The 13,244-nt window shown below is 56.2% G+C and carries 12 protein-coding genes and 2 tRNA genes; all 14 read left to right on the top strand.

All coding sequences use genetic code 11. The features are described from left to right. Positions 1-38: 38 nt before the first annotated feature. The gene (rlmE, locus tag AB5Y71_RS19655; protein ID WP_005338828.1) at positions 39-668 is read left to right on the top strand and encodes a 23S rRNA (uridine(2552)-2'-O)-methyltransferase RlmE; all 630 of its coding nucleotides are present in this window, start codon (positions 39-41) and stop codon (positions 666-668) included. 45 nt (positions 669-713) lie between these two features. Continuing rightward, entirely contained in the window at positions 714-2,660 is a 1,947-nt protein-coding gene (gene ftsH / locus AB5Y71_RS19650) for an ATP-dependent zinc metalloprotease FtsH (protein WP_005343537.1), read from the top strand. 59 nt (positions 2,661-2,719) lie between these two features. Then, positions 2,720-3,565, top strand: coding sequence for a dihydropteroate synthase (gene folP / locus AB5Y71_RS19645; protein ID WP_368172260.1), 846 nt, complete (start codon positions 2,720-2,722; stop codon positions 3,563-3,565). A gap of 15 nt (positions 3,566-3,580) precedes the next feature. Further along, positions 3,581-4,915: a phosphoglucosamine mutase gene (gene glmM / locus AB5Y71_RS19640; RefSeq protein WP_005338823.1), complete on the top strand. Its 1,335-nt coding sequence runs from the start codon at positions 3,581-3,583 to the stop codon at positions 4,913-4,915. A 131-nt stretch (positions 4,916-5,046) separates the two neighbouring features. Beyond that, complete coding sequence (tpiA, locus tag AB5Y71_RS19635; protein WP_335830786.1) at positions 5,047-5,811, top strand: triose-phosphate isomerase; 765 nt, start codon at positions 5,047-5,049, stop codon at positions 5,809-5,811. Further along, on the top strand, positions 5,812-6,138 hold the full coding sequence (gene secG / locus AB5Y71_RS19630) for a preprotein translocase subunit SecG (protein ID WP_005338811.1): 327 nt from the start codon (positions 5,812-5,814) through the stop codon (positions 6,136-6,138). A 7-nt stretch (positions 6,139-6,145) separates the two neighbouring features. Continuing rightward, positions 6,146-6,230 (top strand) — tRNA-Leu (locus AB5Y71_RS19625). 92 nt (positions 6,231-6,322) lie between these two features. Next, a tRNA-Met gene (locus tag AB5Y71_RS19620) sits at positions 6,323-6,399 on the top strand. Between the two features lie 166 nt (positions 6,400-6,565). Beyond that, a complete protein-coding gene (gene rimP, locus AB5Y71_RS19615) occupies positions 6,566-7,024 on the top strand; it encodes a ribosome maturation factor RimP (protein WP_005338809.1) in 459 nt (152 codons plus the stop codon). Between the two features lie 14 nt (positions 7,025-7,038). Continuing rightward, positions 7,039-8,541 (top strand): transcription termination factor NusA, encoded by a 1,503-nt coding sequence (nusA, locus tag AB5Y71_RS19610; protein WP_005338808.1) that lies wholly within the window; start codon positions 7,039-7,041, stop codon positions 8,539-8,541. A gap of 20 nt (positions 8,542-8,561) precedes the next feature. Then, positions 8,562-11,255 carry a translation initiation factor IF-2 gene (gene infB, locus AB5Y71_RS19605; protein WP_005338806.1) on the top strand — a complete coding sequence of 898 codons (2,694 nt, stop codon included), beginning with the start codon at positions 8,562-8,564 and terminating at the stop codon, positions 11,253-11,255. A gap of 55 nt (positions 11,256-11,310) precedes the next feature. Continuing rightward, positions 11,311-11,748, top strand: coding sequence for a 30S ribosome-binding factor RbfA (rbfA, locus tag AB5Y71_RS19600; RefSeq protein WP_005338799.1), 438 nt, complete (start codon positions 11,311-11,313; stop codon positions 11,746-11,748). A 1-nt stretch (position 11,749) separates the two neighbouring features. After that, complete coding sequence (truB, locus tag AB5Y71_RS19595; RefSeq protein WP_064338651.1) at positions 11,750-12,700, top strand: tRNA pseudouridine(55) synthase TruB; 951 nt, start codon at positions 11,750-11,752, stop codon at positions 12,698-12,700. Positions 12,701-12,844: 144 nt separating this feature from the next. Beyond that, the gene (gene rpsO / locus AB5Y71_RS19590) at positions 12,845-13,114 is read left to right on the top strand and encodes a 30S ribosomal protein S15 (protein ID WP_005338797.1); all 270 of its coding nucleotides are present in this window, start codon (positions 12,845-12,847) and stop codon (positions 13,112-13,114) included. Positions 13,115-13,244: the final 130 nt, after the last annotated feature.

The raw sequence follows: 13,244 nt of genomic DNA, 5'->3' as shown, positions 1-13,244 counted from the left end.
ATACTAATAACCCTTGTGGTTTTTTAAAGTCGATTATCATGACCCAGAAAAAACGTTCCCCCAGTTCAACTCGCTGGTTAAAAGAACATTTCGACGATCAATACGTCAAAAAAGCCCAGAAAATGGGCCTGCGTTCTCGTGCTGTTTTCAAGATTGACGAGATCCAGGGCAAGGATCGCTTGCTGAAACATGGCATGACCGTAGTGGATTTGGGTGCAGCCCCCGGTGGTTGGTCCCAGTTCGCGGTTGAACAGGTTGGTGATTCGGGTCGCGTCATCGCATGTGACATTTTGCCGATGGATCCCATTGCTGGTGTCGATTTCCTGCAAGGGGACTTTCGGGAGGAAACTGTACTCGGCGCTTTGCTGGAGCGAGTGGGTCCCGACAAGGTCGATGTCGTGATGTCTGATATGGCGCCCAACATGAGCGGTACCCAGCAGGTGGATCAGGCTCGCGCCATGTATCTGGTCGAGCTGGCACTGGACATGTGCAATCAGGTATTGCGTAGTGACGGCAGTTTCGTAGTGAAGGTGTTTCAGGGAGAGGGCTTTGATGCCTATCTCAATGAAATTCGTAAACTTTTCTCCGCTGTCAAAATTCGTAAACCAGACTCATCCCGCGCCAGATCACGGGAAGTCTACATTGTGGCTACCGGTTTTAAACTGTAGTACCCTAACCTTCATCGTTAACTGTCAGTCTGCGAGGTTACTGATTTGAGTGACATGGCGAAAAACTTAATCCTGTGGCTGGTCATCGCCGTCGTTTTGATGTCGGTATTCAATAGCTTCAGCCCCAGCGATACCACCAGTCGCCAGCTGGACTATTCCAGCTTCGTTAAAGAGGTGACCCAAGAGCAGATCCGTGAAGTGCGGATGGACGGTAAGGTCATTAATGGCGTCAAGCGTACTGGTGAACGATTCACCACTATCATCCCTGCGCCGGATCCCCAGCTGCTCAACGACATGCTCAATCACAATGTCAAAGTGATGGGCGAGAAGCCGGAAGAGCCCTCTCTGTTGACCTCTATATTCATCTCCTGGTTCCCGATGCTGCTGCTGATCGGTGTCTGGGTCTTCTTCATGCGTCAGATGCAGGGCGGCGGTGGCAAAGGTGCCATGTCGTTTGGCAAGAGCAAGGCTCGCCTGATGAGCGAAGATCAGATCAAGACCACCTTTGCTGATGTTGCAGGTTGCGATGAAGCCAAGGAAGAGGTGAAGGAGCTGGTCGACTATCTACGCGACCCGAGCAAATTCCAGAAACTGGGTGGCAAGATCCCGACCGGTGTGCTGCTGGTTGGTCCTCCTGGTACCGGTAAGACCCTGCTGGCCAAGGCCATTGCGGGCGAGGCCAAGGTGCCGTTCTTCACCATCTCAGGTTCCGATTTCGTGGAGATGTTCGTCGGTGTCGGTGCCTCCCGGGTGCGTGACATGTTCGAACAGGCCAAGAAATCTTCCCCCTGCATCATCTTCATCGATGAAATTGATGCGGTCGGTCGCCAGCGTGGCGCCGGTCTGGGTGGTGGTCATGATGAACGTGAGCAGACCCTTAACCAGATGCTGGTCGAGATGGATGGCTTTGAAGGCAATGAAGGCATTATCGTCATCGCTGCCACCAACCGTCCTGACGTACTGGATCCGGCACTGCTGCGTCCGGGCCGTTTCGACCGTCAGGTTGTGGTCGGTCTGCCGGATGTCCGTGGTCGCGAGCAGATCCTGAAAGTGCACATGCGCAAAGTTCCGTTGGCGGATGACGTCAATCCGGCGCTGATTGCCCGTGGCACCCCCGGTTTCTCCGGTGCGGATTTGGCGAACCTGGTCAACGAAGCTGCCCTCTTCTCTGCCCGTGAGAGCCGCCGAGTGGTCTCCATGGCCGAGTTCGAGAAGGCGAAGGACAAGATCATGATGGGTGCGGAACGTCGCTCCATGGTGATGAAAGAGTCCGAAAAAGAGATGACTGCATATCATGAAGCCGGTCACGCCATCATTGGTCGTCTGGTTCCGGATCATGACCCGGTTTACAAGGTCTCTATCATTCCGCGCGGTCGTGCGCTGGGTGTGACCATGTATCTGCCGGAGCAGGATCGCTGGAGCCACTCCAAGCAGCATCTGGAGTCGATGATCTCCAGTCTGTATGGCGGTCGCCTGGCAGAAGAGCTGATCTACGGTGCCGAGAAGGTATCGACTGGTGCATCCAACGATATCGAGCGTGCCACCGACATCGCCCGCAAGATGGTGACCCAGTGGGGTATGTCCGAGCGTCTCGGCCCGATGCTATACGCGGAAGAAGATGGTGAAGTGTTCCTCGGTCGCAGCATGGCCAAGGCCAAGCACATGTCCGACGATACCGCTCGCGTGATCGATGCAGAGGTCAAGCAGGTCATCGACCGCAACTACGCCCGTTCCAAGCAGATTCTGCTGGATAATATGGACGTGTTGCACAGCATGAAAGATGCGCTGATGAAGTACGAGACCATCGACGCCAAACAGATCGATGACCTGATGGCGCGTCGTGAGGTACGTGCTCCGAGCAACTGGCATGACGAGCACGGTGATACCCCGCAAGGCGGTTCCACCGTGGCTGCCGAAGCCAAGCCTGCCGATGAGGCTGCACCGGTGGCGGATGTCACTATCGACAAAGCCAACGACGCGCCGGCCAAATAATTGTGACTCTCCAAACCCCGGGCTTGCCCGGGGTTTTTCTTTATCAGATGGACGTGAAAATGCAGTTAACCAGCAAGGGGCTCAGCCTCTCCCTCGATCGTCCCCATGTGATGGGGATCCTCAATGTGACGCCCGACTCATTCTCCGATGGCGGTAATTTCAACCAGTTTGAACGGGCAATGGCCCATGCGCGCCAGATGGTCTCTGACGGTGCCACCCTCATCGACATCGGTGGCGAGTCAACCCGCCCTGGTGCGCCCGATGTGAGCGAGCAGGAGGAGCTGGACAGGGTCATTTCTGTCGTGGAGCAGATGGTCCGTGAGCTGGATGTGATGATCTCCCTCGATACCTCCAAAGCGGCTGTGATGCGGGAGGGTTGCAAGGTGGGTGCCCATCTGATCAACGATGTGCGGGCACTGCAAGAGCCGGGAGCACTGCAAGCCGCGGCCGAAGCGCGGGTTCCGGTCTGTCTGATGCATATGCAGGGGCAGCCGCGAACCATGCAAGTCGAGCCGCACTATGACGACCTGATCGGGGAGGTACGCGCCTTCTTTGATGAGCGTATTGCGGCTTGTCTGGCGGTCGGGATCCGTCGTGAAGAGCTGTTGCTGGATCCGGGATATGGCTTTGGCAAAACCCTTGCACACAACTATCAGCTGTTGGCTGCTCAAAAGGAACTGCTTGATTATGGCTTGCCGCTATTGGTGGGGATGTCGCGAAAGTCTATGATAGGCAACCTGCTGGGCCGTCCGGTGGATGAGCGTCTGGCGGGCAGTCTGGCATGCGCCCTTATCGGCATGCAGCATGGGGCCCGCATCATCAGGGTACACGATGTACGGGAGACCATGGACGCATTGCGCGTCGGTTGGCTGGCAATGACGGGACAAGATTTTATTTCCAAATAATAAAGAGAACAGACAATGGCAAGAAAGTATTTCGGTACCGATGGTGTGCGCGGCAAGGTTGGCGAATACCCGATCACCCCTGATTTTGTAATGAAATTAGGTTGGGCTGCCGGCAAGGTGCTCTCCAAGAAGGGCACCAAAAAGGTGCTGATTGGCAAAGATACCCGCATCTCCGGTTACATGCTGGAATCCGCGCTGGAAGCGGGGCTCTCTGCGGCAGGCCTCAAGGCCATTCTGATGGGACCGATGCCCACGCCGGCGGTTGCCTACCTGACTCGCACTTTCCGTGCCGAAGCTGGCATCGTCATCAGCGCTTCCCACAATCCCTTCTACGACAACGGCATCAAGTTCTTCTCCGCCGACGGCACCAAGCTGCCCGATGATGTCGAGCTGGCTATCGAAGCCGAGCTGGATCACGAGCTCAAGTGTGTCGAGTCGGCCGAACTTGGCAAAGCGGTGCGCATTGATGATGCCGCCGGTCGCTATATCGAATTCTGCAAGAGCACCTTCCCCTCCCACATGAATCTGGATGGGGTGAAAATGGTGGTCGACTGTGGCCACGGCGCCACTTACCACATTGCGCCGTCGGTTTTCCGCGAACTGGGTGCCGAAGTGATCACCATGGGCTGTGCCCCGGATGGTCTCAACATCAACGATGGTGTCGGTTCGACTGCACCTGACGCTCTGGTGGCCAAGGTGCTGGAGTGCAAGGCCGATCTGGGGGTTGCCTTTGATGGTGATGGTGATCGTCTGATCATGGTTGACCATACCGGCTATCTCATCGACGGTGATGAAGTGCTCTATATCATCGCGCGCGATGCCCTGCGCAATGGTCGCCTCAAAGGCGGTGTCGTCGGCACCCTGATGGCCAACATGGGTCTGGAGCTGGCGCTGCAAACCCTGGGCATTCCGTTTGCCCGTGCCAAAGTGGGTGACCGCTATGTGCTGGAGATGATGGAAGAGAAGGGCTGGCGTATCGGTGGCGAGAACTCCGGCCACATAATCTGTCTGGATCAGACCACTACGGGTGATGGCATCGTGGCTGCCTTGCAGGTGCTTACCGCCATGCGCAGTGCCGAGATGCCGCTGGCCAAGCTGCGCTCCGGCATGAGCAAGTTCCCGCAAGTGCTGGTGAATGTTCGTTTTGCCGAAGGCAAGGATCCGCTGGCCGCTGATGCTGTCATGGCTGAGGTTGCCAAGGTGGAACAGGAGCTGGCTGGTCGTGGTCGCGTACTGTTGCGTAAATCAGGTACCGAACCGCTGATCCGGGTCATGGTCGAAGGGGAGCATGAACAGCAGGTGCGTGACATGGCTCAGCGCATCGCCAAGCAGGTTGAGTCGGCGTTTTAATGAACAGCCAGGGCGGCTTTTTAGCCGTCCTGGTTGTATCTTGTTCAAACGATTCAAAAATTTAAAAATAGCACTTGTCAGCTGAGCATCCACTGGATATTATCAGCCCCGCTTTCGCAAGGGAGTTGCCGATGGGACATCGCAAGCCGTTTGTAGCAGCCAACTGGAAGTTGCACGGTAGTAGGTCGCAGTTAGAGCAGTTTACGAGTCAGTGCCTGAACGGCGTTGACGGAAAAGTAGATGTGGTTCTCTGTCCTTCCCATGTGCATCTCGACTTTAGCGCTTCACTGCTCAATGAGCAGAAGGTAATAAAGTTGGGGGCTCAGAATGTGAGTCAGCACGCGACTGGCGCTTACACCGGAGAAATCTCGTGTCAGATGCTGGTTGAGGCAGGGTGTAGTTACGTATTGGTAGGGCACTCCGAGCGCAGGCGTCTCTTTGGTGAGACCAGTTTTATCGTCGCAGAGAAGTTTGCGGCAGCCAGAGCGGCAGGCTTAATTCCCATCCTCTGTTTAGGTGAATCAGGTGCGGCGAGGCAGGCGAGAAGAGCCTTCGAGGTGATCGCTGAAGAGCTGGATATCGTCATAGAGAAAAATGGCGCGATGGCTTTCGATAATGCTATCATCGCCTACGAGCCGATTTGGGCTGTAGGTACAGGTAAATGCGCCACACCCGAGCAGGCACAAGAGGTTCATTCCTTTATACGTGGTCGCTTGGCGGAGGATACTCCGGTAATAGGTGAGAAAGTTAGAATCATCTATGGTGGGAGCGTAACGCCGAGCAACGCGAGAGATTTGTTTGCACAGCCCGACATTGATGGCGGACTGATTGGCGGAGCAAGCCTCGATAGCGATGCGTTTTTAGGAATTGTTGAAGCGGCAAAGGGTGCAAGTTAAATGTACGAGATTCTTTTAGTCGTTTATCTGCTGGTTTCATTGGCTCTGATTGGTCTGGTGATGATTCAGCAAGGTAAAGGGGCTGATATGGGCGCCTCCTTCGGCGCAGGGGCATCGAACACAGTATTCGGCTCCGGTGGTTCAGGAAGTTTCCTGACCCGAACAACAGCAATTTTGGCTACTCTGTTTTTCGTTATCAGCCTGGTGCTCGGATCTATGTCCAGCAACAAGGTAAAGCAGGGTAGTGAATGGGAAAATCTGCAACAAACCCAACAGGTTGAGCAGACCAAAGCGCCAGTGAAGAAAGATACTGACGTTCCCGAGTAAGAGTTTTGCCGTGGTGGTGGAATTGGTAGACACGCTATCTTGAGGGGGTAGTGCTCTAGGGTGTGCGGGTTCGAGTCCCGCCCACGGCACCAATTAAGCAGTGAGCTCGGGAAGCCGAGTGTATTATAGCCAGTCAGTCTTGTATCGAGAGAGTGAAGTGGCTATAATCTCGCACGATTTCGGACGCGGGGTGGAGCAGCATGGTAGCTCGTCGGGCTCATAACCCGAAGGTCGTCGGTTCAAATCCGGCCCCCGCAACCAAATTTCACGCATTTCCTACGCTCAGGAAGGCGGTCGCTGCGAGGCGACAATCAGGGTAAAGCGCCAAGCCCCGATTTGACATCGGGGCTTTTTGTTATGTGCAATTTACTCTGAATCGATATCTATCTGGGCTTTATGCCCTTTTTTTGTTTTTCGGAGGGTGACTTTGGCTACGTTGGAACAACGTTTGACCGATCTGCTCGAGGCTCCGGTCGTTGCCTTGGGTTTTGAACTTTGGGGTATTGAGTTTATCCGTGCGGGTAAACACTCCACCTTGCGTGTCTATATCGACGGCGAGCAGGGTGTGACTGTCGAGAACTGTGCTGAGGTCAGCCATCAGGTTGGCGCCATCATGGACGTCGAAGATCCCATCACCGAGGAGTACTACCTCGAGGTGTCCTCCCCAGGCCTGGATCGTCCCCTGTTCAAGGTTGCCCATTTCGAAAAATACGTTGGCCAAGAGGCGGCGGTAACGCTTCGGATGGCAACAAACAACCGCCGCAAGTTCAAAGGCGTAATCAAAGCTGTGCAAGGCGACATGATCACCCTGACAGTAGATGGTAAGGACGACGTGTTGGCTTTCACCAATATCCAAAAAGCGAACATAGTGCCGAACTTTGGTTAACGAGGCTATCGGATATGAATAAAGAGATTTTGCTGGTCGTTGACGCAGTATCCAACGAGAAAGCGGTACCCCGCGAGAAGATCTTCCAGGCTCTGGAAACCGCACTGGCGACTGCGACCAAGAAGAAATATGAAGGCGAGATTGAAGTTCGGGTCGAAATCGATCGCAAGACCGGTGACTACGACACTTATCGCCGCTGGGTAGTCATTGCGGATCAAGCCGCGATGGAGAACCCCTATGCTGAAATCACCCTGGAAGCGGCGCAGATTGATCAGCCGGAGATCCAGATCGGTGAGTATGTTGAAGACCAGATCGACTCTGTGACCTTCGACCGTATCACTACCCAGACCGCCAAGCAGGTTATCGTGCAGAAAGTGCGCGAAGCCGAGCGTTCACAAGTAGTTGATCAGTTTAAAGATAAAGAAGGCACCATCATCAGTGGTGTGGTCAAGAAGAGCAACCGCGACAACGTCATCCTGGATCTGGGCAGCAATGCTGAAGCCGTGATCTTCCGTGATGACATGCTGCCGCGTGAAACCTTCCGCCCGGGCGACCGTGTCCGTGGCCTGCTGTATGCAGTGCGTCCGGAAGCCCGTGGTTCCCAGCTGTTTGTCAGCCGTTCCAGCCCGGACTTCCTGAAAGAGCTGTTCCGTATCGAAGTACCGGAGATCGGTGAAGAGATGATCGAAATCATGGGCGCTGCCCGTGATCCGGGTTCCCGCGCCAAGATCGCGGTGAAGACCAACGATCGTCGTATCGACCCGATCGGTGCCTGTATCGGTATGCGTGGTGCCCGTGTGCAAGCTGTCTCCGCCGAGCTGAGCGGTGAGCGTGCAGACATCGTGCTGTACGATGACAACCCGGCCCAGTACGTGATCAATGCCATGGCACCTGCCGATGTGGCCTCCATCATCGTTGATGAAGACAACCACACCATGGATATCGCCGTGGAAGCTGCCAACCTGGCTCAGGCCATCGGTCGCAATGGTCAGAACGTGCGTCTGGCCTCCCAGCTGACCGGTTGGGAGCTGAACGTGATGACCGTTGAGGACATGCGTGCCAAGCACCAGGCCGAAAACGACCGCATCATGAACCTGTTCACCAGCACTCTGGATATCGACGACGATTTCGCCGGTCTACTGATGGAAGAGGGCTTCTCTACCCTGGAAGAGATCGCCTTTGTTCCGGTCAACGAGCTGCTGGCTATCGACGGTCTGGATGAAGACATGGTCGAAGAGCTGCGCAAGCGCGCCAAAGATGCCCTGACTACCAAGGCACTGGCAAAAGAAGAGTCTTTCGATGGCGTTGAGCCGTCCGAAGAGCTGCTCAATCTGAACGGCCTGAGCCGCGAACTGGCTTACGCTCTGGCGGGCCGTGGCGTGGGCACCCTGGAAGATTTGGCTGAGCAAGGTATCGATGACCTTGCTGATATTGAAGGGCTGACTGCCGAGAAGGCAGGTGAGCTCATTATGGCTGCTCGCAATATCTGTTGGTTCGGAGAAGAGCAGTCCGAGTAAGATCAAACGGAGGAAAATGAATGGCAGAAGTATCAGTCAAACAACTTGCCACTGACATCGACACACCGGTTGATCGTCTTCTCCAGCAGTTTGTCGATGCCGGTATCAGCAAGAGCAAGGCCGACGACATGGTCAGCGAGTCTGAGAAACAGGCTCTGCTGGCACACCTGAAGAAACAGCATGGAGGTGACGAGGTCGCCGCTCCTGCCCGCATGACCTTGCAGCGCAAGACCAAGAGCACCATCAGTGTTCAGGGTACTGGCGGCAAGAACAAGGAAGTGCAGGTAGAAGTGCGCAAGTCTCGCACCTATGTAAGACGCTCGGCGCTGGAAGATGAACAGCGTCAGGCGGAAGCCGAGGAAACAGCGCGTTTGGAAGCAGAAGAAAAAGCTCGTCGCGAGGCCGAAGAGAAGGCTCGCCTCGAAGCTGAAGAGAAGGCTCGCCGTGAGGCTGAGCAAGCTCGTCGTGAAGCTGAGGAAAAGGCGCGGATCGAGGCACAATCAAAGGCTCGACAGGCTTCACAGCCCGCCAAAGCAGCCAGTAGCACAGCTCAGCAAGAGGCAGAAAAGATGGCCAAGCGCGAAGCAGAAGAACTGAAGCGCCAACAGGAACAAACAGCTTTGAAAAAAGCTGAAGAACTCGCCGCGAAGAAAGCCGAAGAGGCTCGTCTCATGGCGGAACAGAACGCAGCCCGCTGGGCTGAAGAAGAGGCCGCTCGCGCCAAAGAGAGCAGCGACTACCATCTGACCACCAACAAGCATGCGCAAGCCGCAGAAGACGAGTTGGATCGGAAAGAAGAGACCAGCCGCCGCACTGCCGCAGCTGCCAAGGCACCGAAGAAAGCCGGTCGTCGTGAAGATGATCGCGACTCTCGCAACCCGCGTGCCCGCAAAGGCAAGCGCGGCAAGGTCGCCATGCCGAACGCCATGAAGCACGGCTTCAACAAGCCGGCTGCCGTGGTGAACCGCGACGTCGTCATCGGCGAGACCATCACTGTGGCCGAGCTGGCCAACAAGATGGCCGTCAAGGGCGTTGAAGTCATCAAGGTGATGATGAAGATGGGTGCCATGGCCACCATCAACCAGGTGATCGACCAGGAGACCGCTCAGCTGGTCGCCGAGGAGATGGGTCACAAGGTTGTGCTGCGTCGTGAGAACGAGCTGGAAGAGGCGGTACTGTCCGATCGTGACGAGACCTCCGAAGCCAAGCCGCGCGCACCGGTCGTTACCATCATGGGTCACGTTGACCATGGTAAGACCTCGCTGCTCGACTACATTCGTAAAGCCAAGGTTGCTGCTGGCGAAGCCGGTGGTATTACCCAGCATATCGGTGCTTACCACGTCCAGACTGACAGTGGCATGATCACCTTCCTGGATACTCCGGGTCACGCGGCGTTTACCTCCATGCGTGCTCGTGGTGCCAAGGCGACCGATATCGTTGTTCTGGTTGTTGCAGCTGACGACGGCGTGATGCCGCAAACCATCGAAGCTATCCAGCACGCCAAGGCTGCCGGTGTACCGCTGGTTGTTGCGGTCAACAAGATCGACAAGCCTGAAGCGGACCCGGATCGCGTCAAGACCGAACTAGCCCGTTACAACGTCATGTCCGAAGATTGGGGTGGAGACTGCCAGTTCGTGCACGTATCCGCCAAGTCTGGCGAAGGCATCGACGACCTGCTGGAAGCCATCCTGATTCAGGCTGAAGTACTGGAGCTGAAAGCGGTGGTTGACGGCATGGCCAACGGCGTCGTGATCGAATCCTTCCTGGATAAAGGTCGTGGTCCGGTTGCTACCGTACTGGTACAAGAAGGTACTCTGCGTCAGGGCGACATCGTTCTGTGTGGTCTCGAGTACGGCCGTGTTCGCGCCATGCGTGACGAACTGGGTCGCGAGATCAAGGAAGCAGGTCCGTCCCTGCCGGTGGAAATCCTGGGTCTGTCCGGCGTTCCCTCTGCCGGTGACGAAGCCACCGTTGTCCGTGACGAGAAGAAAGCCCGTGAAGTGGCGCTCTATCGTCAGGGCAAGTTCCGCGAAGTCAAGCTGGCTCGCCAGCAGAAGGCCAAGCTGGAAAACATGTTCGCCAACATGACCGAGGGCGAAGTGTCCGAAGTGAACGTGGTGATCAAGGCTGACGTACAAGGTTCTGTGGAAGCGATCTGCGATGCGCTGGTCAAACTCTCCACCGACGAAGTGAAGGTGAAGATCGTGGGTTCCGGTGTAGGTGGTATCACCGAAACCGACGCGACCCTGGCTGCTGCTTCCAGCGCCATCCTGGTTGGTTTCAACGTCCGTGCCGACGCATCTGCGCGCAAGGTCATCGAATCCGAGAGCCTGGATCTGCGTTACTACTCCGTCATCTATGACCTGATCGACGAAGTGAAGCAGGCCATGAGCGGCAAGCTGGCCCCTGAGTATCGTCAGGAGATCATCGGTCTGGCTGAAGTGCGTAGCGTCTTCAAGTCTCCGAAGTTCGGCGCCGTTGCCGGCTGTATGGTTACCGAAGGTGTGGTCAAGCGTTCCAACCGTATCCGCGTTCTGCGTGACAACGTGGTTATCTATGAAGGCGAGCTGGAATCCCTGCGCCGCTTCAAGGATGACGTCAACGAAGTTCGCAACGGCTACGAGTGTGGTATCGCGGTCAAGAACTACAACGACGTGCGCGAAGGCGACCAGATCGAAGTTTACGAGACTGTTGAAATCCAACGGACTCTGTAAGCCGAGAGTTAGACAAAATAGGGGGCCGCGGCCCCCTTTTATCGCAGGATAGAATATGGCCAGAGAATTCAGCCGGACCCGTCGGGTCGGACAGCAGATCCAGCGTGAAATTGCGCTGATCCTGCAGCGCGAGGTGAAAGACCCGCGCATCGGCATGGTGACCGTTTCCGATGTGGAAGTGTCCCGTGACCTCAACTATGCCAAGATTTACGTCACCTTCTTGCAGCTGGAAAATGATGCCGAGCGCATCAAGGAAGGCTTGCAGGGTCTGACCGAAGCAGCCGGATATATCCGTAGTCTGCTGGGCAGTGCCATGCGTCTGCGCGTGGTGCCCGAGCTGCGTTTCTACTACGACCAGACCCTGGTCGAGGGGATGCGTCTCTCCAACCTGGTGACCAACACTGTGCGTGAAGACAAGCGTCGCATGGCCGAATCCGGCCGTGACGAAGAAGCTGAATCCGCACCGGATGACACGACTGAGGATAAAGCCTGAGATGACCCGAAGACGTCGTTTCAAGGGCCGTGATGTGCACGGCATTCTGCTGCTGGACAAGCCGACCGGCCTGACCTCCAACGATGTGTTGCAGAAGGTCAAGCGCATCTACAACGCCGCCAAGGCCGGTCACACCGGCGCACTGGATCCGCTGGCGACCGGCATGCTGCCGATCTGCCTCGGCGAGGCCACCAAGTTCTCCCAGTATTTGCTGGAAGCGGACAAGCGCTATGAGGTGACCGCCAAACTGGGCGAGCGCACCAACACCAGCGACTCTGATGGTGAGGTGGTCTCCACCCGTCCGGTGAACGTGGCTGTCGGTACCCTGATCGAGGCGCTGGACCAGTTCCGTGGCCCCATCATGCAGGTGCCCTCCATGTACTCCGCGCTCAAGCACAACGGCCGTCCGCTCTACGAATATGCCCGCGAAGGCATCGAGATTGAGCGTGAAGCCCGTCCCATCACCGTATTCGAGCTCAAACTGCTGAGCTTCGAAGGTGATGAAGTGCGCCTTGAAGTGCACTGCAGCAAAGGCACCTACATCCGCTCTCTGGTGGATGATCTGGGTGAAGTGCTGGGCTGTGGCGCCCACGTGACCCAGTTGCGCCGTACCCAGGTGGCCAACTATCCGTACGAGCGGATGCTGACCCTGGAGCAACTCGAGTGCATCTTCGAGCAGGCCAAGGCCGAGAGCATCCCGCCGCGCGAGCAGCTGGATCCGCTGTTGCTGCCGATGGACACCGCCGTAGCAAGCTTGCCCGAGGTGAACATGCTGGCTGTTGTGGCTGCCTATGTGAATCAGGGCCAGGCCGTGCAGGTGGCGGGTGCGCCGCAAAGCGGTCAGGTTCGCATGACGGTCGGCCCGGAGCGCGAGTTCATCGGGGTTGGCGAGATTGATGATGATGGCCGCGTCGCTCCCAAGCGACTGGTGCGTTATCACGACGAGGAGTGATCCTCAGGCGGTATCAGCGCGTCTTTCCCGTTTCGCCTCTTTATCGTTGCGAAAAGGGGCGGGGACGATTATGATACCGCCCTCATTTCACGGCTGAATTAGAGATTGGCTGTGAACCTTTAAACACTCTACTGGAGTATTACCATGTCTCTAAATGCTGAGATCAAAGCTCAAATCGTTGCTGACAACGCTCGTTGCGCCAACGACACCGGTTCCCCCGAAGTGCAAGTTGCCCTGCTGACTGCCCAGATCAACCATCTGCAAGGTCACTTCAAAGAGCACTCCAAGGACCACCACGGTCGTCGCGGTCTGCTGCGCATGGTTTCCCAGCGTCGTAAGCTGCTGGACTACCTGAAGCGTAAAGATTCCGAGCGTTATGCTGCTCTGATCGCCAAGCTGGGTCTGCGTCGTTAATCGACCATCAGATTTCGCGAAAAAGGGGAACCGTCAGGTTCCCCTTTTTTATTGCTCTTCAAGCCGTTGTCTGCCTCACAGAATTCGCGTCGCCGCTTACCTTTTGCATCGAATCAAGTATACTTGTGCG

This window comes from Aeromonas sp. R9-2, assembly GCF_040908025.1.
Classification (GTDB): Bacteria; Pseudomonadota; Gammaproteobacteria; order Enterobacterales; family Aeromonadaceae; genus Aeromonas; species Aeromonas veronii.
The sequence above is the reverse complement of the archived record's forward strand: the minus strand, read 5'-3'. Positions and strand labels throughout refer to the sequence as shown.